General features: G+C 61.5%; 22 protein-coding genes and 1 tRNA gene. 14 read left to right on the top strand and 9 right to left on the bottom strand.

Annotated features, from left to right (window positions below):
• Positions 1-96: 96 nt before the first annotated feature.
• Positions 97-1839 carry a DNA/RNA helicase domain-containing protein gene (locus tag AAAX34_RS04375; RefSeq protein WP_349110119.1) on the bottom strand — a complete coding sequence of 581 codons (1743 nt, stop codon included), beginning with the start codon at positions 1837-1839 and terminating at the stop codon, positions 97-99.
• A complete protein-coding gene (locus AAAX34_RS04370; protein WP_215673928.1) occupies positions 1832-2188 on the bottom strand; it encodes a nucleotide pyrophosphohydrolase in 357 nt (118 codons plus the stop codon). Before AAAX34_RS04370 ends, AAAX34_RS04375 begins: the two co-directional genes overlap by 8 nt.
• Before the next feature lie 99 nt (positions 2189-2287).
• Between AAAX34_RS04370 and AAAX34_RS04365 the strand changes: the two genes are divergently transcribed.
• Positions 2288-2494 (top strand): hypothetical protein, encoded by a 207-nt coding sequence (locus AAAX34_RS04365; RefSeq protein ID WP_192934449.1) that lies wholly within the window; start codon positions 2288-2290, stop codon positions 2492-2494.
• Between the two features lie 41 nt (positions 2495-2535).
• Here the strand turns inward: AAAX34_RS04365 and AAAX34_RS04360 are convergent, their stop codons facing one another.
• Positions 2536-4137, bottom strand: coding sequence for a potassium/proton antiporter (locus AAAX34_RS04360; RefSeq protein WP_349110116.1), 1602 nt, complete (start codon positions 4135-4137; stop codon positions 2536-2538).
• 253 nt (positions 4138-4390) lie between these two features.
• On the opposite strand from AAAX34_RS04360, the gene AAAX34_RS04355 reads away from it, so the two are divergent.
• Complete coding sequence (locus AAAX34_RS04355) at positions 4391-5230, top strand: metallophosphoesterase family protein (protein WP_349110114.1); 840 nt, start codon at positions 4391-4393, stop codon at positions 5228-5230.
• 307 nt (positions 5231-5537) lie between these two features.
• Here AAAX34_RS04355 and AAAX34_RS04350 read toward each other — a convergent pair whose 3' ends face one another.
• On the bottom strand, positions 5538-7121 hold the full coding sequence (locus AAAX34_RS04350; protein ID WP_349110113.1) for a lipopolysaccharide biosynthesis protein: 1584 nt from the start codon (positions 7119-7121) through the stop codon (positions 5538-5540).
• Between the two features lie 181 nt (positions 7122-7302).
• Between AAAX34_RS04350 and AAAX34_RS04345 the strand changes: the two genes are divergently transcribed.
• The 6 genes from AAAX34_RS04345 to AAAX34_RS04320 all read left to right on the top strand — a co-directional run bounded on the left by AAAX34_RS04345 (position 7303) and on the right by AAAX34_RS04320 (position 13764).
• A complete protein-coding gene (locus tag AAAX34_RS04345) occupies positions 7303-8874 on the top strand; it encodes an L-lactate permease (RefSeq protein WP_349110112.1) in 1572 nt (523 codons plus the stop codon).
• A 278-nt stretch (positions 8875-9152) separates the two neighbouring features.
• The gene (gene pckA, locus AAAX34_RS04340; RefSeq protein ID WP_349110111.1) at positions 9153-10823 is read left to right on the top strand and encodes a phosphoenolpyruvate carboxykinase (ATP); all 1671 of its coding nucleotides are present in this window, start codon (positions 9153-9155) and stop codon (positions 10821-10823) included.
• Between the two features lie 227 nt (positions 10824-11050).
• Positions 11051-11770 (top strand): phenylalanine--tRNA ligase beta subunit-related protein, encoded by a 720-nt coding sequence (locus AAAX34_RS04335; RefSeq protein WP_349110110.1) that lies wholly within the window; start codon positions 11051-11053, stop codon positions 11768-11770.
• Between the two features lie 170 nt (positions 11771-11940).
• Positions 11941-12390 carry a MarR family transcriptional regulator gene (locus tag AAAX34_RS04330; RefSeq protein WP_035137250.1) on the top strand — a complete coding sequence of 150 codons (450 nt, stop codon included), beginning with the start codon at positions 11941-11943 and terminating at the stop codon, positions 12388-12390.
• 119 nt (positions 12391-12509) lie between these two features.
• Entirely contained in the window at positions 12510-13364 is an 855-nt protein-coding gene (locus tag AAAX34_RS04325) for a DegV family protein (RefSeq protein WP_152067984.1), read from the top strand.
• Positions 13365-13443: 79 nt separating this feature from the next.
• Positions 13444-13764, top strand: a complete 321-nt coding sequence (locus AAAX34_RS04320) for an MGMT family protein (protein WP_349110108.1) — start codon at positions 13444-13446, stop codon at positions 13762-13764.
• A 393-nt stretch (positions 13765-14157) separates the two neighbouring features.
• Here the strand turns inward: AAAX34_RS04320 and trpS are convergent, their stop codons facing one another.
• Together trpS and AAAX34_RS04310 are read right to left on the bottom strand one after the other, a co-directional pair.
• Positions 14158-15207, bottom strand: a complete 1050-nt coding sequence (trpS, locus tag AAAX34_RS04315) for a tryptophan--tRNA ligase (RefSeq protein ID WP_022094797.1) — start codon at positions 15205-15207, stop codon at positions 14158-14160.
• Positions 15208-15366: 159 nt separating this feature from the next.
• Positions 15367-16566: an MraY family glycosyltransferase gene (locus AAAX34_RS04310; protein ID WP_349110106.1), complete on the bottom strand. Its 1200-nt coding sequence runs from the start codon at positions 16564-16566 to the stop codon at positions 15367-15369.
• Between the two features lie 537 nt (positions 16567-17103).
• Between AAAX34_RS04310 and AAAX34_RS04305 the strand changes: the two genes are divergently transcribed.
• The 5 genes from AAAX34_RS04305 (at position 17104) to proB (ending at position 21533) form a co-directional block, all read left to right on the top strand.
• Positions 17104-18030 (top strand): radical SAM protein, encoded by a 927-nt coding sequence (locus AAAX34_RS04305; protein WP_341864611.1) that lies wholly within the window; start codon positions 17104-17106, stop codon positions 18028-18030.
• A 150-nt stretch (positions 18031-18180) separates the two neighbouring features.
• Positions 18181-18253 (top strand) — tRNA-Ala (locus tag AAAX34_RS04300).
• Positions 18254-18317: 64 nt separating this feature from the next.
• Positions 18318-18737, top strand: coding sequence for a hypothetical protein (locus AAAX34_RS04295; protein ID WP_349110103.1), 420 nt, complete (start codon positions 18318-18320; stop codon positions 18735-18737).
• Between the two features lie 83 nt (positions 18738-18820).
• On the top strand, positions 18821-20326 hold the full coding sequence (locus AAAX34_RS04290; RefSeq protein ID WP_349110102.1) for a nicotinate phosphoribosyltransferase: 1506 nt from the start codon (positions 18821-18823) through the stop codon (positions 20324-20326).
• Positions 20327-20405: 79 nt separating this feature from the next.
• The gene (gene proB, locus AAAX34_RS04285) at positions 20406-21533 is read left to right on the top strand and encodes a glutamate 5-kinase (RefSeq protein WP_035137237.1); all 1128 of its coding nucleotides are present in this window, start codon (positions 20406-20408) and stop codon (positions 21531-21533) included.
• 99 nt (positions 21534-21632) lie between these two features.
• Here proB and AAAX34_RS04280 read toward each other — a convergent pair whose 3' ends face one another.
• A complete protein-coding gene (locus AAAX34_RS04280; protein ID WP_349110100.1) occupies positions 21633-23051 on the bottom strand; it encodes an alpha/beta fold hydrolase in 1419 nt (472 codons plus the stop codon).
• A gap of 112 nt (positions 23052-23163) precedes the next feature.
• On the opposite strand from AAAX34_RS04280, the gene AAAX34_RS04275 reads away from it, so the two are divergent.
• Positions 23164-24450, top strand: coding sequence for a glutamate-5-semialdehyde dehydrogenase (locus AAAX34_RS04275; protein ID WP_349110098.1), 1287 nt, complete (start codon positions 23164-23166; stop codon positions 24448-24450).
• A gap of 74 nt (positions 24451-24524) precedes the next feature.
• Here AAAX34_RS04275 and AAAX34_RS04270 read toward each other — a convergent pair whose 3' ends face one another.
• Positions 24525-25376 (bottom strand): IS3 family transposase, encoded by an 852-nt coding sequence (locus tag AAAX34_RS04270; RefSeq protein WP_349110097.1) that lies wholly within the window; start codon positions 25374-25376, stop codon positions 24525-24527.
• Positions 25377-25396: 20 nt separating this feature from the next.
• Positions 25397-25894: a helix-turn-helix domain-containing protein gene (locus AAAX34_RS04265; protein WP_349110096.1), complete on the bottom strand. Its 498-nt coding sequence runs from the start codon at positions 25892-25894 to the stop codon at positions 25397-25399.
• Positions 25895-26028: the final 134 nt, after the last annotated feature.

Genomic DNA, 26028 nt, shown 5'->3' with positions numbered 1-26028 from the left:
CACAGTGGAGCGCTAGGCGCGACCGCATCACGGTAAAACTCGACTACGCCGCTATGATTTACAGGATGGTTACATGGGGGAGCGCGGTCGCTAGGTCTATACCACCGGGATATACCGTGAAAGGTGCTCTTTGAGCGCGGGGTCGCACACATAGAGATACGTTCCTAGCATGCCGCGCGTCATGAGGACGTAGTAGGCGTTGACGATAATCTTTTGCAGATCATCGTCGCTTGCCTTTTTCTTGGCAACGGCATCTTTGAAGTTCGCTCTGTTAACGTAGACTGCATCTTTGTTCGAATCGTAGTAAATGTCGGGACCCAGAATTACGAATCCGTAGTTGAGATCGTAGCCTTGTACCGTATGAATGCATCCGACTTCGTTGACGGCGTTGGCGGAGTTAACCCAATCCTTCTGGGTCGAGTTCCAGCGTTTGGGAATGCCCTCGATGACGATATCGAACGCATCTTTATTGCTCTTGCTTTCCCATTTCCAAGCAAAACCGGCTGTCATACGGGACAGCCCAACTTCTTTTTCTTTGGCCTGCTGTAGGGAGCAGAAATCTTCAAACCGGTCGACTATGCCAAACTGGTACCTGGGGATATCACTGTCAGGATCGCCGGCTTGCGAGTCGTAAGGCTGAGAGGCAAAGAGCTCATCAAACTTCATGCCGGCATGCATGTACGCTTTGTTATCAAGCAGGTCGTAGACGAAATCGAGGTACTCATCGCCGCCACGCACACGCATTTGGGTACTCAAGTTGAATTCTTCGGTCTCGATGCCAGCTTCTTCGAGTTGGTTGAGTCGCTGCTCAAGGCCATCTCGGTTGAGTCCCGATGCGCGGACTTGCTGTTTGGGGTCATAGAACAAATACGCCTTGTCGCAGCATTTGAAAATCCAATCCACCTGGTTACTCGTGCGCGGCAAGTTGAGTCGTTCGCATGTGTTGTAGAAAGCTCCGATGCCGGCGCCGGCGGTCAAGTAGTTTCCCAGTCGGTGCGCCTCGTCGACAAGCAAGATGTCATACCGATCGTTTTTTGTGACATCGCTGGGGCTCAGGATGTCGCCGGGCTTTAGCCCGGGGAGGAAGTGCGTGAGTTTTTTGAGCGTCTTGCTCAGAGACTCCATGGGCGTCACGAAGCCGACCCGCAGACCGGAAAGGTTCGGCTCATTTTTGATTTTGAACATGAGACTGATGGCGAGGATTGTTTTGCCTGTTCCCGGCGCGCCGTTCACGACGGTTACGCGCTCTTTCTTGGGACCGCCGTGTTTAATGTCTTCATGCTCTTGCTCGAGCCGCCTGTAAATCGCCTCAATCGTTTCGTATTGATCGGGCGTGAGCGTTTTAAAGGGCGAGAATTTGAACAGGTCAGTGTTCTCGAGCTCTTCGATGGGGTGGATCGCATAGTTCTCTTCGCGAAGCTTCGTCCAGAGGTCTCTGAACTTCTGGCGATACTGAGGTCGCTCAAAATAATCGAACTGGGCATAGCCATTGTTGGCGTTGGTTACTTGGTATTTTTCGTCAGCGCAGAACAGCTCGATAAGTCGATTCTCAAACTCAAATGTTGCTGATTGATTGAAGGTTGGGTTGTCAATCAGAAGGGTCCGGTCGAAGTCTTTGTCCACGTTTGCGGCGTGTTGCTTCATGCGGCGTCGATAATTGGTCGTTTGACCGATGTACGCCGTTTTGTTTTTGCTGTTGGTCAGGATGTAGAGAACAGGCCAGCTTTCGTCGTGGTGCGACCCTGGCTTTGGCGTGCCAAAGTCTTGCAGCGATTTGCTTGTCTCGAAGGGCTGGGGCAGGGGAAGCGTGTATTGCCGAAGGGCGAACTCGTTACTCATGGTGGTCCGCCTTTCTATATTCGCTGGAGCTGGTGTCGACGGGATAGCGCTCGCCATTGCGTTTGAGTTTGGACGAGAGCGCCTTTGGGAGGTCGATTCCGTTTAGGTCGGCGAAACGCAGGAGAAAGAGGAGCGTGTCAGCGACTTCGTCTTCGATGGCTTGGCGCTGATCAGGGTTATCGAACATTTCTGCAATGCGCTCGTCGCTCATAAAGCGGAAAAGCTGCAGCAGTTCGGAGGCTTCGGTTGCCATGCCGATGGCGAGCTCTTTTGGCGTGTGATATTTGCGCCAATCGCGCGCATCACAAAAATCTCTGACTTGTTCCGTCATGGCATTGAGCTTGTCCATTGTCCGCAACCCCCCTGATGGTCAATGTTTAATTATGGCGTTGTCTGAGATTTAGTGCATCTCATTTATGGTGCTCGATTAATCAACAGCGGTTACCCGGTGGGAAGCTGCAGCATTAAAATCAATGTCGATGTAGGTCAGCTGCACGAGAGCTTGCTCGATCGCGCGGGGAGTGCGGCCGGCGTGGACTTTCCCGCCGCCCTGCTCGACGTGGTGGATATCGAGGACGAGTCGCCCCAAGAGCTCCTGGCCCGAGCCGAACGCGAGGGCCTCGACCTCCGCGACTTTGCCGTGGGTGACAGCTAGTAGCTGAAGAGGGATGGGGGCAGCTAATTTGGGACGGGCTGCTACGACGCTAGCGTGGCGATGACGGCTTCGTCGCCGGCGTATATTAGGGTGTTGCCATCGGGGATGATCGTTTGGCCGTCGCGCTTGAGCATCACCACGATAAAGGGGTGCTTGCCCTGCGGCACATCGCGAAGACGCTGGCCGGCCAGGCGACCGTGGGGGGTCACGGTGACCTCGCGCAGCGTAACCTCGGCACGCTCTTCAAACGTTGGCGCGGCCATCACCAGCAGGTCACCTTCCTCGATGACGGTATCGCCGTTGGGCAGCACCGGGTGCGCACCGTCGCGCAGCACCAAGACCACCAGCATGTCCGTCGCGCTGCCAATGTCCGCGAGCGAGCGTCCGGCAAACGGATGTCCAGCGCCCACCTTGAGCTTTACAAACGACATGCCGTCCTCGTCGCGGTAGTCGTTAAAGGTGCGGCGCACGTCGCCGGTCGCATCGATCATATCGAGCTTCTTCGCCACCGCCGGCAGCAGCGAGCCCTGCACCACAATGCTCGACACGGCAATCACAAACACCAGGTCAAATAGGTTGTGTCCGCCGGGAACGCCGGCCACCACGGCAAAGAGACTAAAGACGACCGAAGCTGCTCCGCGCAGACCCGCCCAGCTTACGAGTGCAACCTGGCGAGGGTTCGTCCTAAACGGCGCCAGCAGCATGCCTACGGCGATGGGGCGGCTCGCAAAGAGCATAAACGCCATGAGTGCCAGGCCCGGTAGCAGCATTTGCGGCAGGCGTGCGGGTGTAACGAGCAGGCCCAGCAAAAAGAAGATGGTCATCTCTGCCATCTCGGTGAGGGTGTCAAAGAAGTGCGCCATCTCGACTTTGCCGGTGATGTCGCTGGCACCCAGCACAATGCCGGCCAGGTATACAGCCAAAAAGCCGTTGCCGCCCAGGTAGCTCGGCAGCGCGTAGGCGACGATGGCCACGGCGAACAAAAAGATGGTCTGCGCGTCCTTGGCCGTTGCGTGCGCGCGTTCAATCAGGCGGCCCGCCGCCCAGCCGATGGCAAGGCCCAGGCCCACGCCCAGGATAATCTGCTTGGCCAGCAGTGCGGGAATGTTGATGTCGCCGCCGGCCGCGAGTGTAGCGAGCACAGCGGTGAGCATGTAGGCGACGGGGTCGTTGGAGCCCGATTCGACCTCGAGCAGCGAGTCGGTGCCGCCCCTCAGCGAAAGGCTGTGCTCGCGCAGAACGCTAAAGACGCTGGCCGCGTCGGTGGACGCCACGACCGATCCCAGCAGCAGGCCGCCGATCCAGTCGAAACCCAGCACAAAGTGGGCGAATACGCCGGTGATGCCGGCAGTGATGACGACGCCGAGCGTGCTCAGCAGCACTGCAGGTATGGCGACGGGCTTGGCGCGGTCGATGTTGGTGTTAAAGCCGCCGTAGAACATGATGAACAGCAGCGCCGTGCTGCAGACGGTTTCGGTGAGTGCGTAGTCGCTAAAGTCGATGTGCGCCGGGCCGTTGACGCCCAACAGCATGCCGAGCGCGATAAAGATGAGCAAGGTGGGGAAGGGGAGTTTTTTGCCGACGGGTTTGATGGTCAGGCACAAAATGATGACGAGGCCGATAAAGAGAAGGATCTGGTTCATGGATGGTGTCCGCTCCTGGGTGGTTGGCGTGGCACGGTCAGTTGTCTGCGGTTATTTGTACCCAAAGATGGTGGGTTTATGGGGTTGGATTGCGGGCATGCGCGATACCGTCATAGACGGCTGCCGTCTTTGCCTCTGCACGGAAACCCTTTCCAGCTTTATTGCAACGGAGTACAATGGGTAACGTTTAAGTTCAACTTGAAGTTTTAGTTGCGGCGCCGGGCTTAGGCCGCAATGCAAGGAGAGGCGTACCATGGCGATCTATGTGACATCTGATGCTCACGGGCACGTGCGTGCGCTTGACGAGGCCCTGTCTAAGATCTCGTTGACGTCCGACGACACGCTGTACGTGCTGGGCGACATGATCGATCGCGGGCCCGATCCGGTCGGCGTTATTAAGCTCGTGCGTTCGCTGCCCAACGCCCACGTGCTCAAGGGTAATCACGAGCAGATCATGCTCGATGCCATCATTGGCCAGGATCCGCTCGATGCCGAGACCTGGGATATCAACGGTGGCTGGACGACGCGCGAGCAGCTCAACGACATGGAATTTGAGGCATACGAGGAGCTCGTGCGATGGATGGCCGCGCTGCCGCTCTACGCGGTGGTCGAGACTGCCGAGCGGCCGTACCTGCTGGTGCACGCCGGCATTCAGACCGAGGCGGCGCGTGCGTTTTTGCTTGAGCATGGTGTCGATTGCGGCGACGGCAGGGGAGCGGTCGATGCCGATCGCGAGCTGCTGCAGCAAATGCTCGCCGTACAGTCGTCCGATGACTTGCTCTGGATTCGCCATGGCTATTGGGATGCCCCGACGGGGCTGCTTTCTGCCGAGGGCAAGGGTCCGGTCGTGGTGAGTGGCCACACGCCAACGGTGTCGCTCGGGCGTTATTGCGAGGTCGGTGGTCTTGCGGGGCTCGATGAGGAATCGGGACGAGGGCAGATCGTGCGCTTGGGCGGCGAGGACACTGCCGGTGTGCCCGATCGCATCGACATCGACTGCGCCGCCGCCACCGGCTCCGAGTTCGGCCGCGTGGGCATCCTGCGCCTGGACGACGGGGCGGAGTTCTACGCGAACATCAACCCGGGCGAATAATCGGTGCAAGCGGTAGCTAATTTGGGACGGGGCTTTTTTGACTACTTTTGCCCTTCTGCCCGCTAATTGACTTCTCTCGGACGGGGATTAAATAATCATTTGGCTGCCCGCTGGCTAAGTGAGTAGACTTTTTTGGAAATGCCGAGCACCCAACATATTTGCCTCAATAAAACCGCAGGTCACGGACTTGTGCTTTGTCGGTGTGGTGCGGGATTCGGTAAAAGTCTACTCACTTAGTTTTGCGTGTCCGCAACGAGACTCCCGCCGGGGTGATTCCACCGCAAATTAGCTTCTCCCATCGCCGCAATTAGGCGCCGTACGGATTCCGGTCCCTCTCTATGCGTTGGCGGATGTGGGCGTACTCGATAATCAACAGTACCAGCAGTAGGGCCATGATGGCTAGGTAGCTCACGACGGCGCCCGTCAGGCAGAGCAGATTGATCAGAATCACCGGGAGCACCACGCTCACGGCAAAGCAGATCAGGTAGATCTTGGTGACGTCTCCAGCGTGGCGCAGCACCGTGATGATGGCGTAGATAAAGTCGATGGCCGCGGTGACGCCGCCGGCGACGACCATCAGCAGCGCCAGCGTACGGTAGCGTTCAAAGCTGAGACCGTACATAAAGCTCATGAGGGGAATACCGGGACCTGCCATAAATGCGGCGCACACGCCGGTGATGATCACGATCAGCGCCATAACGGCAACGATAATCAGGTCAAAGCGACGACGCTTGCGAGGATTAGCCCAAATGCTCGACAAGCGCAGGAGCTGCGGTTTATAGACAAATCCAATGCTCAACAGAATAGCCTGAGCTGGAAAAAACAGGGCATTAAAGTACAGCTGGAATTTGTAGGCCAGCGTTCCTTCCATCACAAACTTGGGCATGCTTTCGATAAGGTTGAACAGGAATAGCGCGCCAAAGAGTGGGGCGCACTGGACAAACAGGTGGCCGACCTCGCGCAGGCTTACGCGGCGCGATTTTTCGGTCTCGAGCAGGGCGAGCGGCGCGGTGACCAGCACGAGCGAGGCGATCGCGGCAATGCCCATGGCCATGGCCGCGATGGACATGCTGCGCGTGAGGAACAGTGCCACGCTAAAGACCGCGATGACGCCGACGGAGCGTAGCGTTTGGCTCATGCCAGCCAGGTAGAGCTTGTCGGCCTGCTGCAGGCGGCCTTCGTACACGTCGGCGACGCCGTCGATGACCTTATACAGGTAGACGCCCAGGCCGATCGTCGCCATCTGCGTGTCATAGCCGCGGGCGCTGCTGTACATGAGGCCGCAGCCTAGGGCGAGCGCTCCGCAAAGCCAGCGGTTGAGCTGGTAGGAGGCAAAGGACGTCTTTTCGTCGATATCCGAGACCTGGAAATTGCGCACGCCGTAGTTGCACGCGATCATGATGAGCGTGCCGGTGACAAAGGCGATGGAGAATTTGCCTGCTTCTTCGGCGCCCACGAGCTGCGTAGACACGATGGTGAGCAGCGGAAACGCCAAGCCCCACACGGCGGTGCCCAGGGTATTCCAGAGATAGTCGCGGCGGGTGGCGTGCTCCTCGTATTCCGCTTCCTGCATGGAGAAGCCGCCGCCGTAAACGGCGCCGAGCAGGCGGTTCCACCAAGCGTTGACCATGCGGCGGATGGGGCCGGGCTCCCGATCGCGTTCGCGCCGGCGACGGCGCGTGGCCTGGCTGCTGTCGGGGCCGCCGGCGTTGCGCTGGCTCAGCTCTTGGATGCGTGCGAGTTCCTCGGCAGTGTGCGAGGCAGGGAAGAGGCCGTTCTCGATGCGGCCGCCCCGGGCCTTCGCGGCGCCGTCTCTCGATGCAGCGGGGTTGGAGATGCCGTTGCGGCGGGCGATGGCGCGGCGGATGCTATCGAGGGGCGTGATGCTCAAGGCGGAGTCCTTTCTATTGCTGCGCTCTAGTATAGACGCGACGGTGTTCGCTCGTGTTTTTGAACGGATTGTTCAATATTTTCGGCAGGCGGCTGTAATTTGTCGGTAAGTGTGCGGTATCCTGTTGAAGTTTTGTGACACCCCCCGATGCCGCCCACGCGGCACCAAGGAGCTTCTACCTATGGACGTCGCCGCATTCTTACTGGCTCTTGTGCCGATTATTTGGCTGGTCGTGATGCTGCTGTGCTTTAAATGGCCAGCTTGGAAGGCCGCTATCGGATCGTTTGTCCTTTCGTGCTTGCTTGCCTTCGCATGGTGGCACCTGCCGGCAGCGCAGATCGCGACCGCCTCGCTCGAAGGTTTTTTGATGGCTCTGTGGCCCATCGTCCTGGTGATCATCGCCGCGGTGTTCACGTATAACCTGTGCGTTCGTACGGGCGCTATGGAGGTGATCGGCAGCATGATCACCTCCATCAGCAGCGACCGCCGTCTGCTGGCGCTGCTCGTGGCTTGGTGCTTCGGTGGCTTTATGGAGGGCATGGCCGGCTTCGGTACCGCTGTCGCCATTCCCGCCGGCATGCTCGCGGGCCTGGGTTTTGAGGCCGTGCCTGCCGTGCTCATCTGCCTGCTGGCCAACGGCGTGCCCACGCCCTACGGCTCCATCGGCATCCCCACGGTGTCCGTTGCCGACCTGGTGGGTTTGGATTCCCTTCACCTAGCGACCGTTCAGCTGGTGCAGCTCGCACCGTTCTTTGTGGTGATGCCGCTATTTATTGTGCTGGTTGCGGGCCGTGTTGCCGATGACCAGGGCAATGCCGCGAGTGTGGGCGAGCGTCTGCACGGTGTTGCCGGCGTGGCGTTGCTCTCCGGCGTGTCGTTTGTCGGCGCGGCTCTGGTCGTTGCCATGTTTGTGGGTCCCGAGCTGGCCGTGGTCGTAGGATCCATCGTTTCGCTCGTGCTGACAGCTGCGCTTGCCATGCGTGCCGAGAAGTCGGGGCATCTGGACGCACGCTTTCACATGAATATCGAGGCGGGGGAGAAGCTCACCGTTAAATCGGCGCTTTCGGCCTGGTCGTGCTTCATTCTGATTTTTGTACTGCTGCTGGGTACGTCCAACCTGGTGCCCGCCGTGCATGCCGCGCTTGCGCCCTTTGCAAGCCACGTGCAGGTGTATTGCGGCGAGAACCCCGGTACGCTTACGTTTTCGTGGATCAACACGCCAGGCGTCTGGATCTTCCTGGCCGCGTTTGTCGGCGGTGCCATTCAGGGTGCTTCGCCACGCATGATGGGCGAGGTGCTGGCCGCGACTGTGAAGCAGATGATGCCGACGGTGATCACGATGCTTTCGGTGCTGGGCTGTGCCAAGGTGATGGGCTATGCGGGCATGATCTCTTCGATCAGCGCGTTCTGCATCGCCGTCGCCGGTGGGCTGTACCCGATTCTGGCTCCGTGGATCGGTGCGGTTGGTGCGTTTGTGACCGGCTCGGGCACGTCCTCGGGCATGCTGTTTGGCCCCATTCAGAGCCAGGCTGCCACTGCGCTGGGTGTGAGCGACTACTGGATGGTCGCGTTGAACGCCCTGGGCGTCGCCGCCGGTAAGATGATCTCGCCGCAGACCCTCGCCATTGGTCTTGCCGCCGTGCTCGTGCGCGGTAAGGATGCCGAACTCCTGGGCGCCGTCCTGCCCTACGCCGCCGGCATGCTGGTCCTGATGAGCGCCATAGCCATGCTCGGCCAAGGCCTGCCGCTGTAGTCGGCACTTAGGGACGTTCCTTATGTGCCGGCACTTTGGGAACGTCCCTAAGTGCCGGCATCCGGGGACACTCCTTGAATGTTGTCTGTTCAAGAGTGTCCCCAATGACTAGTCGTTTAAAAGCGTCCCCAATGACTAGGCCGCTTGCCTGCGATTTTTGACCGTTGGGCGGGCTTGCCGCCCTTGCCGCAAAAACGTTTTTGCATATCGGGTACAACGGGCTTTACGTGAGTAAAGTGCGCGCCGCGTCCACGTGCCGCGTTTTTAAAGGAGGCCCCATGCCTGGTGTTACCCCTGCAGAAGTTCTGTCCAATTTTGGTATTACGCTGGTCGAAGATCCCGCCGAGAATCAACCCCGTCTGCTGGTGGACCTGCCGGCGGCAGAGCTTGTCGAGCACGCTATTCGTCGCAAAGAGGGCCGTATGGCTTCTAATGGCGCGCTCGTGATCGAGACGGGGGAGCGCACTGGTCGTTCGCCCAACGATCGTTTTATCGTTGACACCCCCGATGTTCACGACAAGATCGCCTGGGGTGCGGTCAACCGCCCACTGTCCGTCGAGAGCTATGAGGCCATCAAGGCCGGCATCGTCGACTATCTCAACGAGCGCGACGTGTTCGTCACGCGCGGCATGGCGGGCGCTGACCGCAACCACACGCGTCGCCTGCTTGTTGCCTGCGAGCGTGCCAGCCAGGCACTCTTCATTAAGCAAATGCTCGCCCGTCCGCTCGCCCGCGAAATCGCGCGCACCGGCGAGCCCGACTTCTGCGTGCTCGCAGCGCCCGGTTACCAGTGCGATCCTGCCATCAAGGGCCTCAACTCCAGCGCCGCCGTGGTCATCAACTTCCAGGAACGCGTGATTCTGATCGCCGGCACCGGCTACTCCGGCGAGATCAAAAAGTCCATCTTCAGCGTTATGAATTACCTGCTGCCCGTCGAGGATGACGTGCTGCCCATGCACTGCTCGGCCAGCATGGATCCCGTCACGCACGAGACTGCCGTGTTCTTTGGCCTGTCCGGCACCGGCAAGACCACGCTTTCGGCCGATCCCACGCGCCTGCTGATCGGCGACGACGAGCACGGTTGGTCCGACATGGGCATCTTCAACATCGAGGGTGGCTGCTACGCCAAATGCGAGGGCCTGGACGCCTTCCACGAGCCCGAGATCTTCAACGCTGTCCGCTTTGGCGCGATCTGCGAAAACGTGGTGCTCGACGAGAACCGCAAGCCCAACTACGATGACATCTCGATCACACACAACACGCGCGTGGCCTATCCCGTGGAGCACATTCCTAACGCGTGGACTAAGGGCATGGGCACCACTCCGAGTGTCGTGCTGTTCCTGACTTGCGACGCTTTTGGTGTGCTGCCGCCCATCTCGCGCCTGACGGCCGACGCCGCCATGTACCACTTTGTGACGGGCTTTACGGCTAAGATTCCCGGCACCGAAGTCGGCGTCATCGAGCCCACGCCCACGTTCTCTTCGCTGTTCGGCGAGCCGTTTATGCCACTCGACCCCATGGTCTACGCTAAGATGCTTGGCGAGCGCATCGCCGACGGCCGCACGCGCGTCTACCTGGTCAACACCGGCTGGATCGGCGGCGGCTACGGCGTGGGTCATCGCATCGAGCTGGCCTACACGCGCTCGCTGGTCGCGCGCGCCCTCGACGGCACCATCGAGGATAGCGAGTTCGTGCACGACGACATCTTTAACGTCGACATTCCCACGACGTGCCACGGTGTGCCCGACGGCATCCTGGTGCCGCGCCAGTACTGGCAGAGCACCGCTCGCTACGACGAGGCAGCGCATAACCTGGCGGTGATGTTCGAGGAGAACTTCGAGAAGAAGTACTCGCACCTGCCCGAGTCCGTCAAGGCTGCCGGACCGCACGCCCAGGTGTCCGCCGAGGCCCGTCATCGCGGCCGCGGCCTACTGGGACTCCGTCACTAGCGTCGCCGCGAGTCCATATCCACCACAAAGGGGACAGACACCGTTGTGGTGGTTTTGCTCGCGCGGAAGACTCGGGTTACAATACGCCTGACATATCGTCCCCTTCTCCGGATGGGGACAGCGCAAGCGCTCTTGTGACGGCACCGTAGGACTTTGAAGGTGGCCGTCGTAAGGGCGCTTTTTGTTTAGGCGCCCTCACTCGGGCGCGCACAATGAAGGGAGAGCGTATGAAGAGCTTTATTGCCGAGGATTCATTCTGGGAGCTGTTTCCGCAGGCAGCGGTCGGTGTTGTGGTCGTGGAAGGCATGAAGCCCACGGCTCGGATTCCTCAAGAGGACGTGGATGCGATTGCGGCGTTGCTCGACCGCGCCAATATCGATGCGGAGCGTCATCTGACCAGCGATACTATCAGCGAGAACGCACCGGTCAAGGCATGGCGCGAGGCCTATCGTCTGTTCAAGACCAAAAAGGGCGCGCGCTGCTCGATCGAGAACTTGCTCAAACGCGTGCTCAAAGGCAAGCCGGTGGGCCACATTACGCCCGCGGTGGATATTTACAACACGGTGTCGCTGACCTACGCGCTGCCCGTGGGAGGCGAGGATCTGCATGCGATCGAGGGGGACCTTCGCCTGAAGGTGACCGACGGTGGCGATGCGTTCTTGCCGCTTGGCGAGGAGGCGGACGATCCGACGCTGCCCGGCGAGCTCGCCTACATCGACGATGCGGGCGCTGTGTGCCGCTGCTGGAACTGGCGCGACGGCGTTCGCACGGCGCTGTCCGATGATTCGGCCGATGCGTTCCTGGCGATTGAGTGCGTGGAGCCCGAGCGGATGGGGGATTGCCAGGCTGCGATCGATCGCTTAGCCGAGCTGCTTGAGCGCTATCTGGGAGCGACGGTTGTCATTAAGACGCTTGTGACCCGCGACAATCCTTGCGTGGAACTGTAGCGGCGCCTAGAACCTATTGATGCCCCAAACCACCACAAAGGTACCTGTCCTCTTTGTGGTGGTTTTTATGTTGATGGGTTAACAAATGGGGTATTTGGGTACGGGTGTCGCCTTATGCGACTAAGATGTTTACCCGTAAGCATTATGCAAGCGAAAGGCGGTCGTCTCCCATGCAGCAGAACGACGAGACACGTTTCGAGGACTTTGTCGGACTGATCAGCGGGCTCTACAAGGAGATTCAGCGCATTAAGACATCCGAGGGCGCAAGGCTGGGCCTCAAGGGCTCCGACGTTATGTGCCTTTACTATCTTGAGCGCAGCAAGGACGGCCTGACTGGCGCTGACCTGGCTCGCATGGCAGGCGTGACCCGCGCCGCCGTCTCGCGTACGCTCGCGCATCTGGAGGAGGGCGGCTACGTCGAGGTCGACGATTCGGGCGATGCCGCCGTTAAGTATCGTGCTCCGGTGCGCCTGACCGCTCTGGGCGGCGAGAGCATGAGCGAAGCGGACCGCATCATTCGCGAGGTGCTCGATACCACCGGTAAGGCTATGGGTGTGGAGCAGCGCGAGCAGATGTATGCGTCGCTGCGCACGATTCTCAACACCCTGCGCGAGCTGTAGGGCCGCCAAGGCTTTTGCTTCCAATTAACAACTGCATAGTCCTGTTTGAGCGCGTATACCGTGCCGGGGCCTTGCTGTCAAAATTCCCTGCGCGGGACCTGCGCAAGAAAGGATTCGCTATGTCCGTCCGCATTATTACCGATTCCGCAAGCGATATGTCGCCGGCCGAGCACCCAGCACTGGCCGTTTTGCCGCTGTCCGTCACCTTTGGCACCGATGTGTACATGGATGGCATCGACATCGATCACCAGCGCTTTTACGAGATGCTCGTGGAGCGCGATGAGCTGCCCAAGACCGGCCAGGTCAACCCGTACGCGTTTTCGCAGGCGATTGCCAAGGTTCGTGAAGCCGGCGATGAGGCTGTGATTATTACCGTGGGCGCTAAGCTATCAGGCACCAATCAGAGTGCCCGTACCGCACTTGCCGAGGCGCCGGGCGGCGACGTGTACGTGGTGGATAGCAATAACGTCACTCTGGGCGAGCGTGTCCTGGTCGAGTATGCCCTGCGCCTGGTGGATGAGGGCCGTAGTGCGGCCCAGATCGCGGCGGCCGTCGAGGCCGTCCGTGACCGCGTGGTCGTCATCGGCCTGCTCGAGACGCTGGAGTACCTGGTGCGCGGCGGTCGTCTGTCTGCTGCGGCCGGCGCCGTGGGCACGCTGCTCAACGTAAAGCCTGTGGTGGCTGTCGAGGACGGTCTGATCGTGCAGCTGGGCAAGGCGCGCGGTTCCAAGAACGGCCGCAACCTGCTGAACCAAAAGGTCGAAAAGGCGGGCGGCATCGACTTTTCCATGCCGCTGGCGCTCGGCTATACGGGTCTTTCGGATGCGGTGCTCAAGAAGTATATCGAGGACAGTGCCGCGTTGTGGGCCGGCCATGCCGAGGGTGAGCTGCCCATCCACACTATCGGCGCCACCATCGGCACCCACGTGGGCCCCGGCGCTGTAGCCGTAGCCTTCTTCCGCCCCGCCAACTAGCTTTCCGGTCAAAACCACCACAAAGGGGACAGGTACCTTTGTGGTGGTTTATGCTGGGTTCGGTTGAAAGGAGCACGCAATGGCGTCTGAGGGCTTTTTTGAACGGGTGTACGAGGTGGTCGAGCAGATCCCCGAGGGGATGGTCGCCACGTATGGTCAGGTGGCGCTGCTTGCCGGTCGACCACGAAGTGCGCGGTATGTGGGGCATACCCTGCATAGCAATCCGCGCCCCGGCGAGATTCCCTGTCACCGCGTGGTGTTTGCCGACGGGCGCATATGCGAGGGTTTTGCTTTTGGCGGTCCCGATGCTCAACGTGAGCTTTTGCTAGGGGAGGGTGTGGCGTTTAAGGACGACATGCACGTCGACCTGGCCGTCTGTCGTTGGCCTGCCGGACTCTAACAGCTCTGCCGTGGTCAAAACCACCACAAAGGTGCCTGTCCCCTTTGTGGTGGTTTTCCGTTGCAGGTTTACCTGGGCTAACTTATGGAGAAGGTGTGGCGGAGCATATTGACGCTAGAAAGTAAACCACGGTGAACTATATTGTATTCAGCAACGGAGCAGGCAATAGGCGATGAAAAAGCCTGCCCTGTTGAGTTTGATTCGCATTCCTCCCCTCTGTGCGATTCAACGGTGTACTTCGGGAACAGGCCCGCTGGCAACTAACTGCCGGCGGGCCTGTTCCTGTTTGTCGGGGGAGTGCGATGGGCGGAGCCGAACAGGTCGGGCATCAAAAAAGGCGGACGCCGTAGCGCCCGCCCTAAAGCAATCGAAAGCTCAAGCCAGCAGATCGGTCTAGTACACCATGCCCATGGCGTCCTGAACCTCTGCCAGGGTCTGATCGGCGATCTCGTTGGCGCGACGGTTGCCCTCGTGCAGGACGTCCTTTACATAGTCCAGATCGTTCTCGTAGCGCTGACGGCGCTCGCGGATCGGCGCGAAGTACTCGTTGACGGCCTCGGTCACGTACTTCTTGAGCTGGCCGGAGCCGCCCATGCCGATCTCCTCGGCAATCTCGACCTCGGAGCGACCGGTGCAGATGGCGGCGGTCGAAAGCAGGCCGGACACGCCGGGGCGGTTCTCGGGATCGAACGTGATCATGCGCTCGGAGTCGGTCTGGCTCTTCTTGATGCGTTTGGCCGTCTCCTCGGCGGTCATCGAAATATTGATGGCGTTGCCGTAGCTCTTGCTCATCTTGCGGCCGTCCAGGCCGGGCAGCAGCGGGGTCTCGGACAGCAGCGCCTCGACCTCGGGGAACACCTTGCCGTAGCGGTTGTTAAAGCGGCGGGCGATGGTGCGGGTGAGCTCGATGTGCGGCAGCTGGTCGCGACCGACCGGCACCACGTTGCCCTTGCAGAACAGGATGTCGCAGGCCTGGTGCACCGGGTAGGTGAGCAGGAGGCCGGTAAGCTCGTGGCCCGAGGCCTCCATCTCGGCCTTGACCGTGGGGTTGCGCGCCAGCTCGGCCTCGGACACCAGCGACAGGAACGGCAGCATGAGCTGGTTGGCGGCGGGCACGGCGGAGTGCGCGTAGATCATGGTCTTGTCGGGGTCGATGCCGCAGGCAAGGTAGTCCATGACCATGTTGTACACGTTGTCCTGGATGTGCTCGGTGGTGTCGCGGTCAGTGATGACCTGGTAGTCGGCGATGAGCACGTTGGTCTTGGCGCCCATGTCCTGCAGCTCAACACGGCCCTTGAGGGTACCGAAGTAGTGGCCCAGGTGCAGACGGCCGGTGGGGCGATCACCGGTGAGCATGGTGAACTTCTCGGGCGTATTGGCCAGGCCCTCGCGAATGGCGTTGCTCTTTTGCAGCGCGACTTCGTAGCTGTTCTCGTTTGGCATGATTGCTCCTAACGTATGTTCATGGGTCAAGATGATAACGCGTTTATTGGAGGGGCGGGACGTAAGTAGGCGAGGGGCGGGAGAGGGGTGGCTTGTGCGGTGGGTGCGGCGCGGCTGCGCTTGGCCAACGGTGCCTTGGCACATCCTTGGCAGCTTGCCCTAGAGCTTGTGGTGGCGCTCTTCTTTGCGCTCCTCGGCTGCCTGCTCCTCCTGCTCAAAAGCGGGGTCGTCGGGGGTGACGAGCTCGTCCTCGTGCGTGCGCTTGTTGTAATGGTGGCGCAGCACGGGCTCAAACAGATGCAGATGCTTGGCAAAGGCCGCCGAGCCAATGGCGAGCACGGTAAAGATGAGCACACGCATGGGCACCTCGACCTGGTTAATCGCGGCGGCGCCGGCCGAAAGCATGATGCACCAGGCATAGATGAGCAGCACGGCCTGTTTTTGGTTGTAGCCTTCTTGGATCAGGCGGTGGTGGATGTGGCCCTTGTCGGCCTGCCCGATGCTAATGTGGGCGCGCTTGCGGCGCACAATGGCGCTAAACGTGTCGATGATGGGCACGCCGGCAACGATGAGCGGGATGATAAGCGAGGTGAGTGCGGCGGTGCGGCTCACGTTGAGCAGCGAGATGGAGCCCAGCGCAAAGCCCAGAAGCAGCGACCCCGAGTCGCCCAAGAAGATGCTTGCGGGGTTGAAGTTGTAGCGCAAAAAGGCCAGACAGGCGCCAAAGAGCGCAATGGAGAGCGCGGCGGCGTCGATGCGGCCCGAGAGAACGGCCATCGAAAACATGGTGAACGACGCGATGCCGCAGATGCCCGTGGCCAAGCCGTCGAGGCCGTCGATGAGGTTAATGATGTTGGTGAATGCCACCAGATAGATTACGGTGATGGGGTAGGCGAGCCATCCGAGCATGATCTCGCCGGGGGCAAACGGGTTGACGATGACGCCGATTTTTAGGCCGCCGATACAGGCGATAAGCGCGGCGAGGACTTGTCCGGCCAGCTTTTGCTTGGGCGTGAGCTGGAAGACGTCGTCGATAGCGCCGGTCGCAAAGATGACGGTAAAGGAGAGCGCCAGCATGGGGTAGCTGATGTGCAGACGGGGGTGGGGCACCAAAACGGGCGGCCAACCCAGGTACCAGGTGCCTAGGATTTGCACAGTGCAGGCGACGACCAGGCCCAAAAACACCGCCGTTCCGCCCAAACGCGGGATGGGCTTGGTGTTGATGCGGCGCTTAGAAGGATAGTCGACGGCATCGAGCTTAATTGCCAAGCGCTTGACCAGGGGCACCGCGAGGAAGGTCGTGATAAAGGCCGCCGCTGCCACGCATAGGTACGGTATGTAGCTCGGGGATGAAGCCATGAATCTAAAAACCGCCAAGCGTCGAAGGAAAAGGTCAGAAGAACGCCATGCGCAAAGGGCATAGCCGAACCATAATACTCGACCAAGGGGGGTACATGGAATTGCACGCAGCGATAATCACGCGCTTACCAGATATTGGGATGTTGTCGATGGCTTGTCGGGATGCCGGCGGGGATCCATATGGACTGTAATGGTGATTTTCGGCAAAAGAAAACCACCCCCCACGTTACGAAAATGAACCCACCTAAAACAGGTGGGTGCCCTCATCGACTGTTCCAGCGTCCTTAACAACGAAGGATACCTGTACTAGGTACGACTGTGTGGGCTCCCTAAATAAACGCGACGGTTCACCCAGTTGCTCCGCGGGGGGCGGAATACCTACATCATAAAGCGGCACTTTATCGATTCCAGTCTTGACATTACAAAAATCGTGTCGGACGATTACGGCGCCTTGGGCTCGAGCCGTCTGTGGGGTTGATCCCTTTACGTTTGAGCTGCTGAATCGTTGTTTTGGAGCATGGTTTTATGCCGACGTCGTTGACCGAACTTTTTTCGCCCGCCTGCCATTTGTGTCCGCGCCGTTGCGGTGCGGCGCGCGATGAGGGCGCGCACGGCGTCTGCGGTGCTAACGACACGCTCAAGGTGGCCCGCGCCGCGCTTCATATGTGGGAGGAGCCGCCTATCTCGGGCGAGGCCGGTTCGGGCACGATCTTCTTTAGCGGCTGCTCGCTCAAATGTATCTACTGCCAGAACCACGAGATCTCGACCGGCAATTTTGGCCTTGAGATTTCGCCTGAGCGCCTGGTCGAGATTATGCTGGAACTGCAGGACCAGGGTGCCAACAACATCAATTTGGTGACGGCGACGCACTATGCGCACCTGTTGCCTGCCGCGATTGCCGCGGCACGGGCGCGCGGACTGGTTATCCCAATCGTCTACAACACGAGTGGTTACGAGCGCGCGAGTGCCGTGGCGGCGCTGGGCGACCTGGTCGATGTGTGGCTCACCGACTTTAAATATGCCGATGCCGGGCTTGCGCAGTCGCTCTCCCATATAAAGGATTACCCGCGTGTGGCCGTGTCGGGTCTGGCCCAGATGGCGCGCGAGATCGAGCGCCGCGGGGGAGAGTTGGTGGACGAGGACGGGCTTATGAAGCGTGGCATGATCGTGCGTCACCTGGTGCTTCCGGGGCATGCAGACGATTCGTGTCGCGTGCTGGACCTGGTGTGGCAGACGGTGGGCGACGTGCCGATCTCGGTTATGAACCAGTACACGCCCAATGCGCTCATGCGCGAGCAGGGCGGCGACCTGGCACGCGCCGTGACGCGTGAGGAGTACGAGCAGGTGCTCGACCATGCCGACGACCTGGGTTTTACGACGATGTTCTGGCAAGAGGGCGGCGCGGTAGACGAGAGCTTCACCCCGGCCTTCGACACCACCGGTGTTCTTACCAGCGCAAAGTAGTGCGTTCGTCGATGATTTTTCTGGGACGGGGATAAAAAATCATCGAGAGGATCGCCTGTTCGAAAAGTTGCCAAAATAGCCGCGCCCCAAAAAGACTGGTTATTGGGCGTTGACAGTTGGCGAGCCGTAGGTAAAATATCGACTTGTCCTGGGGACGTAGCTCAGTTGGGAGAGCGCTGCCGTCGCATGGCAGAGGCCGAGGGTTCGACTCCCTTCGTCTCCACCCTTGGATTTGATAAGCCGCTGACATTGTGTCGGCGGCTTTTTTTAAAAGAAAGGGCTATACCATGGCCGAGCTTGAGTCCCAACCATTGTCCGACGAGGAGCGCGCTGAGTTGGAAGAGCTCCGCGCTGAGAAGGCCCGCCGCGAGGCTCGGGAAGAGGCCCGTCGCGAGCGTGAGGAGCTGGCTGCCCTGCGCGCCGAGCGTGCGAAGGCCGAGGGGGCCGTCGCCAAGGCCACATCCGAGTCGGCGCCCGTCGCGCCCAAACCGCAGCCTAAAAAAGCCGCTCGTCCCAAGCCCGTCGATTCCAAGCCGAGCCGTGACGAGATGACGTTTGCCCAGCGCATGGTTACCTCTAAAGAGCCTGTGGACGAGGACGATATTCCCGGCATGCCGCCGGCTCAAAAGCTCATCATCGCGCTCGCCCTGATTGGGTTTATCGTCTTTATGGGCTACACGATCACGGGCAGCATGGGTCTGCACTAACCGAACCGCACCCGACGCCCCACTCGCGTATTCCGCCTCGTCCAACCCTCAACTTCTGCACAACGCATCCGAAAGGTCGCCCCATGGCTTTGACCGACATCTCGCATCCCACCGACATCGCAATGCTCACCGATCTGTACGAGCTCACTATGGCCCAGGGCCTGTGGGAGAGCGGCAAAGCCAATGAGCAAGGTTGTTTTACGGCGTTTTACCGTGACCATCCGTTTGGCAGCGCGTACGCCGTCATGTGCGGCACCGCCGAGCTTCCTGAGCTCGTCGAGAACCTGCGCTTTACGTCCGATGACATCGAGTACCTCGACTCGCTTCAGGCTCCCGCCGGCGGTGCGATGTTTAAACCCGCATTCCTCGACTACCTGCGCAACTTCCGCGCGCATGTGAACATTGACGCCGTGCCCGAGGGCGAGCTCGTTTTTCCGCGCGAGCCCATGGTGCGCGTCACCGGTCCGGCGCTGGAGTGCCAGCTGCTCGAGACGGCGCTGCTCAACATCGTCGGCTTCCAGACGCTTGTCGCCACCAAGACGGCGCGCGTGGTGCTCGCCGCTGACGGTCGCCCCGTGGCGGAGTTTGGCCTGCGCCGTGCCCAGGGCCCCGATGGCGGCCTAGCTGTTGCGCGCGCGAGCTACGTTGCCGGCTGCTCCTCTACGTCCAATGTGCTCGCCGGCCGCCGCTACGGTATTCCCGTCTTTGGCACGCATGCGCACAGCTGGGTGATGAGCTTCGATTCCGAGCTCGAGGCCTTCCGCGCCTTTGCCAAGTCGAGCCCCAAGAACTGCACGCTGCTCATCGACACCTATGACGTGCGCGAGGGCTGCGAGCATGCCATTACGGTTGCCAAGGAGATGGAGGCGGTGGGCGAGCGCCTGTCGGCTATTCGCATCGACTCCGGCGACCTTGCCAAGCTCTCCAAGTATGTTCGCGGCCGTTTTGATGCCGAGGGCCTGCCCTATGTGGGTATCTCGGTGTCCAACGACCTGGACGAGTACACGATTCAGTCGCTGCTCGACCAGGGCGCGCCCATCGATAGCTTTGGCGTGGGTACCAAGCTCGCGACCTGCTACGACCAGCCGGCGCTGGGCGGCGTGTACAAGCTTTCCGCCCGCCGTGCGAGCGAGGCCGACCCGTGGACGCCGGTGGTCAAGCTCTCCGAGCAGCCCTATAAGCGCACAATCCCGGGCGTACAGCGCGTGCGCCGTTATTACGACGGCTTTGGCGGCCCGGTCTGCGACATGATCTACGACGAGGACCATCTGGCGGGGGAGGGCGCCGCGCGCGGCAATACCCTCGTGGCCGTGAATGATGCCGCCCTGGTGACCGACGTGTCCGAACTTGAGTATCGTGAGCTGTTGGTGCCGATCGTGCGCGACGGCAGTGCGGTGGCTCCGCGTGAGAGCATCCAGGACGCGCGCGAGCGCTGTGTTTGGGCGCTCGATCATCTGGATGCGGCTTTCAAGCGCTTCCTGTATCCGCAGACCTACGTGGTGGGTATGGAACAGGGCCTGGCCCAGGTGCGCGACGAGCTCGTGCGCAAGAATATGGCCGCGGCCTCGGCTTTCCCCTGGGCAAAATGATTCCTTGGGCGGTAGGGGCGAGTCACGCTCCCTTGGCCGCCAGCTCGGCCGTTCGCTGAACAGTTGATTGGTTTGACGTATGACGACTTCTTATAAAACGATGGTGGTAAAGATCGGTTCGTCCACGGTGGTGGGCGCCGATGGCAAGGTCAACCGCGCCTTTATCGGCGGACTTGCCGATCAAGCTGCAGCGCTGCGCAAGCTCGGCTGGCGTCTGGTCGTGGTGAGCTCGGGCGCTATTGCCTGTGGCTATCCCGTGTTGGGCTTCGACCGCAAGCCGGTCGGCGACCTTCCGAGCCTGCAGGCCTGCGCCTCGGCTGGTCAGTGCATCATCTCGTCGGCCTACGACGAGGAGTTCCATGCGCGCGACCTGCTCACCTCGCTCGTGCTGCTCACGCGTCACGACACGGCGCGTCGCACGTCCTACCTGCACGCGCGCGACGCCCTGCTGCGTCTGGTGGAGCTGGGCGTGGTGCCGGTCGTCAACGAGAACGACACCGTTACCGTCGACGAGATCAAGTTTGGCGACAACGACACACTGGCGGCGCTCGTGAGCTGCCTGGTATCTGCCGATCTGTGCGTGACGCTCTCGGACATCGATGGCCTCTATACCGCCAATCCGCACGAGGACCCCACGGCCGAGTTCGTCCCGGTCGTGCATAAGATCGATGCCAAGATTATCGCCTCGGCAGGCGATTCTTCGACTTCGGTGGGCACGGGCGGCATGATCACCAAGATTCGCGCGAGCCGCATCCTGATGACGGCGGGCATTCAGAGCGTGATTTGCTCGGGTGAGGAGCCCGATGCGCTCGTGCGCCTCGCCCGCGGCGAGAGCGTGGGCACGCTGTTCGATCCGCCGGCGGAGCGTCTGGACATCGCACCCCGCAAGCTGTGGATCGCGCTGGGCGACAAGGCGCATGGCTCGGTGACGGTCGATGATGGTGCTGCGAAGGCGCTGGTCAGTCGTGGCTCTTCCCTGCTTGCGGTAGGTATTCGCGAGGTCGATGGCCAGTTTGCCGAGGGCGATGTGCTCGATGTGTGCGATCCGAGCGGTATGGTCGTCGCCCGCGGTATCGCTGAGGCCGATTCGGACGTGCTGGAGCTTGCCGCCGGTCGCCGCCAGGACCAGATCGCCAGCAACCGCCTGCTCGCTAACCTGGCCGAGAAGCCGGCAATCCACAGGGATAACTTGATCGTATTTGCATAAAGAAAGACAGCGCTGCGGATCGTTTCTCGCAGCGCTGTCTTTCTCGTGCCGGCACTTGGGGACGTTCCTTTTGTGCCGGCAGGTGGGGACACTCCTTTGCTAGAAGATCTGGCGCAGGTCTCCGCGGTTGAGGGCTTCGTCGAAGAGGTGCTTGAACACCACGCTGCCGTGCAGGCCGTCGTGCTCGAACTCGTTGGTCACCCAGGCATGCGAGTTGCCCACGCGGCTGAGCGTATCGAGCTGCAGGCCCGAATCCACGTACATGTCGTCGAAATACACCGCGGCCTGGAGCGGCACCTCGTTGCAGGCCAGGCGCTGCGGGTCGTAGATCTTGTCCCAGCTGGTGTCTTCCATCAGCAGGTCCATGGCGGGCTTGAAGGGCTTGAGCTCGGGCATCTGCTCGAACATCCACGGGAACATGGCCTCGCCGGTAAACATGAGCGGGCGCGCGAGGGTGTCGAACTCGGCGCGGTGTGCCTTCTCTTCGGCCGCGGCCCAACCAATGGGCATAGTGTCGCCGTCGGCGTATATGAACTCCTGCAGCGTCCAGTACAGCGGATTCGTGCGCGTGTTGGTGCGCTCGAAGGCGCGCATCAAAAAGCTGTCAGATACCGAGGCGCCGCAGGTCAGCGTGCCGTCGCCGTCAACAAAAGCGTGATCGATAATCCAATGCATACGCTCAAAGCTCGGCTTCATGCCAAAGTCGCTGCCCATGAGCTGTAGGCGCTCGACCGTCATCGGCGAGCCGTCGGGCAGCACGGGCTTCTGAGCCTCGAGCGCATCGGCCAGGGCTGCCACGCGCTCGACGTCAGCGGGATAGCGGTCATAATACTGCTGCGTCTTGGCGGCCATACGCGGGAAGGTGTGCGCGTAGACCTCGCTTGCGCTCGCCGGCACGTGGGGGATTCCGCCGCAGGTAAAGCTCGCCGCCACGCCCTCGGGGAAGAGCGACAGGTAGCTCAGCGTCAAAAAACCGCCGTAGCTTTGGCCGAGCGTGACCCACGGCTTGCCGCCAAAGCCCACTAGGCGCAGGTACTCAAAATCGCGCACGATGGAGCTGGCGAGGTGGCGCTTGAGGAAGTCAGCCTGCGAGCGTGCGGCATCGGAGCCGGTCGCCGTCGCGCGCTCGCCCAGTGCGGCAATCGTGCGCCCGTCTACACAGCTACTGCGTCCGGTGCCGCGCTGGTCGGGAAGGACCACGCGGAAGTGCTTGACGGCCTCCTCGATCCAGCCGTCGCTTGTGGGCGACAGCGGACGCGGGCTCTCGCCGCCGGGGCCGCCCTGCAAAAACAGGAGCAGCGGCAGATCGTCGTTGATGCGGTCGGGCGCGCAAACCACGCGGTAGAAGAGCTTGATGCTCTCGGGCGCGCCGGCGATGGGTGCCGGCATAGCGCCGCGGCGCATGGTGCTGCCGACGGCCAGGAGCATCGGCTCCAGGCCGCGCCAGTCAAGGGGGACATCGATGCTGTGATCCTCGACGTAAAGGCCGGGGACGTGGTACGAAGTGATGAGGGCCATGTGAGTCTTCCGTTCGTTGCGGTGTTTCGGGTTGACCAATTCTACCGCCGCGGGCGAGGCCATGCACAAATCGGCTACCATGGTTGCAAACTTCTAGGAGAAAGGGCCGCCCATGTCGGTCGATATAGCCACGTATGTCCACGATCTTGCCGTTGCCGCCAAGGCAGCGTCGGCCTCGCTTGCCACGGCGAGCGATGAGCAGCGCCAGGAGGCCGTGCGCGCCATGGCCGCAGCACTGCGCAACGGTGTCGACTCCATCGTCGCCGCCAACGAGCTCGACATGTCCGCCGCGTGCGATGCGGGTACCTCGGCCGGACTGCTCGATCGCCTGCTGCTGACGCCTGAGCGCGTCGAGGGCATGGCCGCCGGCCTGGAAAAGCTCGCCGAGCTGCCCGATCCCGTGGGCCGCGTGCTCGACCACCGCGTGCTTGCAAGCGGCGTGGACCTGACCCGTGTGAGTGTTCCGCTGGGCCTGGTCGCTATGGTCTACGAGGCGCGCCCCAACGTGACGGCCGACGCCGCAGGCATCTGCATCCGTACCGGCAACGCCTGCATTCTGCGCGGCGGCTCGCTGGCCTATCACTCGTGTGCCATGATCGCCGAGCTGCTGGCCGATGCGCTCGAGGCCAAGGGCTTCCCGCGCGAGGCCGTGTCGATGATCGAGTCCACCGACCGCGAGGCCACTGGCGAGCTCATGAAGCTCCGCGGCATTGTCGACGTACTCATTCCGCGCGGCGGTGCAGGCCTGATCCAGCGCTGCGTGCGCGAGTCGCTTGTGCCGGTGATTGAGACGGGCACGGGCAACTGCCACATCTACGTGCATGAATCCGCCGACTTTGATAAGGCGCTCAACATTATCGTTAATGCCAAGACCCAGCGCGTAGGCGTGTGCAATGCCGCCGAGTCGCTGCTGGTCGACCATGCTGTGGGCGATGCGTTTTTGCCTGCGGTCGTTGCCGTGCTGCACGATCACGGCGTGCTCATTCACGGCGACGAGGCCACGTGCGCCGCGTGCGCCGACGCCGGCTTTGTGGAGGGCGATGACTACGTCGCCGCGACTGAGGAGGACTGGGGTCGCGAGTACCTGGCGCTCGAGATGAGCGTGAAGGTCGTGGCAAACGAGGACCAGGCCATCGCACACGTCAATCGCTACGGCACGATGCACTCCGAGGCCATCGTTGCCGAGGACACGGACGCTTGCGAGCGCTTCCTGGATGCGGTCGATGCCTCGGCCGTGTACGCCAACGCCAGCACGCGCTTCACTGACGGCGGCGAGTTTGGCCTGGGCGCCGAGATCGGCATCTCGACCCAAAAGCTCCACGCCCGCGGCCCCTTTGCTGCCGAGGCCCTCACCACCTACAAATACAAGCTCCGCGGCACCGGCCAGGTCCGCCCCTAACGCCCACTCAAACAATAACCACCACAAAGGGGACAGTGAACTGCGCCCCGAAACTTGGACTGAATAAATAGCGACTACGCCGCAAGGGCCCGGTTCCGGAACTCCTCCGGCGTCAGGCCCTTCAATTTTACCTGCCTGCGCCGCGTGTTCCAATGGGCTATGTACTCCTCCAGGTCGCGCTTGAAGTCCTCGAAGCTGCCCCACTCCCTGCCGCGGTAGAACTCGTCCTTCACGTGGCCGAAGAGCTGCTCGGTGGCGGCGTTGTCGATGCAGTTCCCCTTGCGCGACATGCTCTGGGTGATGCCCGCCCCCTCCAGCCTGGAGGTGTAGGACTCGTGCTGGTACTGCCAGCCCATGTCCGAGTGCATGGTCGGCGCCGCCCCGCCGGGCAGGGCCTCGAGGAGCCGGTCGAGCATCCTGTGCTGCTGGGCGAGGTCCGGCGAGGTCGATATGTCGCTCGCCACGATCTCCTTCGTGCAGAAGTCGAGCACCGGGGCCCAGTAGGCCTTGGCGCCGGCGACCTTGAACTCGGTGACGTCGGTGCCGAGCTTCTGCCACGGCCCCTCGGCGCCGAAGTCCCTCGCGATGACGTTCTCGAACGTGCTCCCCACGAGCCCCCTGTAGGAGCTGTACCGGCGGCGGGAGGCCCGGCGGCGTATCCCGCACCGGATGCCCATCTCGCGCATCATCTTGAGCACGGTCTTGTCGGCCACGACCGCGCCCAGCTCGGCACGCAGGCACATGGCTATCTGCCGGTGCCCGCAGCCGTTGGCGGTGCGCGAGAATATCTCGGCCGCGGCGTCGCGCAGTTCGGGCCTGGTCGGCCTCCGCGGGTGCGCCAGCGCGTAGTAGTAGGTCGACCTCCTGAGCCCCGAGCACTCCAGCAGGTGGCGCAGGGAGTGCCCCTCCGCCCTCAGCGCCCTCACCGCCTCGGCCGCCGCCCTGGTCAGAGCCCGTCCCGCTCGACCAGGGCGCGCAATTTTTTTAGGTAGGCGACCTCGGCCTCGAGCCTGCGGCAGCGCTCCTCGAGCTCCTGCTCGCGGGTGCGGGCCCGGGGCTTCGACCTCGACCCCCTCGGCCTGCCCTTCGGTCCGGGCCGCAGCGCCTCGGCGCCGCCCTCGCGGTAGAGCCTGCACCAGCGCTCCAGCGGGGACTTCGACCTGATCCCGAACTCGGCCATGGCGTCGGTCTTCGCCATCCCGCCGTCGACCACGGCCGACGCCGCGGCGACCCTCTGCTCGAATGTGTACCTGGATTGTTTCCCGCCCATGGACAGCAGCGCCTCGCTTCCGAACGCCCGGTATACCCACTGCCATTCTCTCACGGTCTCGCGGGAGACGGACAGGGTCTCGGCCGCCGGCTTGCAGCCGACGCCGGCGTCGAAGAGCTCGACGGCCCGCCTCCTGGACTCCAGGTCGTGCTTCACCCTGAGGTCTATACTCATGGAAAACTGGAGTGGGAAGGATAAACTGGACTTTCTTTTAAGGATCCTCAAGCGTATTGCCGCTCGTATTCCACTGGAGACATGTAGCCCAGGGTGGAATGCATGCGCACCCTATTGTAATAGAGCTCTATGTA

Origin of the sequence: Collinsella sp. CLA-ER-H4, from assembly GCF_040092395.1 — a bacterium.
GTDB lineage: Bacteria > Actinomycetota > Coriobacteriia > Coriobacteriales > Coriobacteriaceae > Collinsella.
This window is presented reverse-complemented; position numbering and strand designations above follow the sequence as displayed.

What these genes read in the sequence shown, in the direction of transcription:
- AAAX34_RS04375 (WP_349110119.1), bottom strand. Translation starts at nt 1,839, where the DNA reads ATGAGTAACGAGTTCGCCCTTCGGCAATACACGCTTCCCCTGCCCCAG.
- AAAX34_RS04370 (WP_215673928.1), bottom strand. Translation starts at nt 2,188, where the DNA reads ATGGACAAGCTCAATGCCATGACGGAACAAGTCAGAGATTTTTGTGAT.
- AAAX34_RS04360 (WP_349110116.1), bottom strand. Translation starts at nt 4,137, where the DNA reads ATGAACCAGATCCTTCTCTTTATCGGCCTCGTCATCATTTTGTGCCTG.
- AAAX34_RS04355 (WP_349110114.1), top strand. Translation starts at nt 4,391, where the DNA reads ATGGCGATCTATGTGACATCTGATGCTCACGGGCACGTGCGTGCGCTT.
- AAAX34_RS04345 (WP_349110112.1), top strand. Translation starts at nt 7,303, where the DNA reads ATGGACGTCGCCGCATTCTTACTGGCTCTTGTGCCGATTATTTGGCTG.
- pckA (WP_349110111.1), top strand. Translation starts at nt 9,153, where the DNA reads ATGCCTGGTGTTACCCCTGCAGAAGTTCTGTCCAATTTTGGTATTACG.
- AAAX34_RS04335 (WP_349110110.1), top strand. Translation starts at nt 11,051, where the DNA reads ATGAAGAGCTTTATTGCCGAGGATTCATTCTGGGAGCTGTTTCCGCAG.
- AAAX34_RS04330 (WP_035137250.1), top strand. Translation starts at nt 11,941, where the DNA reads ATGCAGCAGAACGACGAGACACGTTTCGAGGACTTTGTCGGACTGATC.
- AAAX34_RS04325 (WP_152067984.1), top strand. Translation starts at nt 12,510, where the DNA reads ATGTCCGTCCGCATTATTACCGATTCCGCAAGCGATATGTCGCCGGCC.
- AAAX34_RS04320 (WP_349110108.1), top strand. Translation starts at nt 13,444, where the DNA reads ATGGCGTCTGAGGGCTTTTTTGAACGGGTGTACGAGGTGGTCGAGCAG.
- trpS (WP_022094797.1), bottom strand. Translation starts at nt 15,207, where the DNA reads ATGCCAAACGAGAACAGCTACGAAGTCGCGCTGCAAAAGAGCAACGCC.
- AAAX34_RS04310 (WP_349110106.1), bottom strand. Translation starts at nt 16,566, where the DNA reads ATGGCTTCATCCCCGAGCTACATACCGTACCTATGCGTGGCAGCGGCG.
- AAAX34_RS04295 (WP_349110103.1), top strand. Translation starts at nt 18,318, where the DNA reads ATGGCCGAGCTTGAGTCCCAACCATTGTCCGACGAGGAGCGCGCTGAG.
- AAAX34_RS04290 (WP_349110102.1), top strand. Translation starts at nt 18,821, where the DNA reads ATGGCTTTGACCGACATCTCGCATCCCACCGACATCGCAATGCTCACC.
- proB (WP_035137237.1), top strand. Translation starts at nt 20,406, where the DNA reads ATGACGACTTCTTATAAAACGATGGTGGTAAAGATCGGTTCGTCCACG.
- AAAX34_RS04280 (WP_349110100.1), bottom strand. Translation starts at nt 23,051, where the DNA reads ATGGCCCTCATCACTTCGTACCACGTCCCCGGCCTTTACGTCGAGGAT.
- AAAX34_RS04275 (WP_349110098.1), top strand. Translation starts at nt 23,164, where the DNA reads ATGTCGGTCGATATAGCCACGTATGTCCACGATCTTGCCGTTGCCGCC.
- AAAX34_RS04265 (WP_349110096.1), bottom strand. Translation starts at nt 25,894, where the DNA reads ATGAGTATAGACCTCAGGGTGAAGCACGACCTGGAGTCCAGGAGGCGG.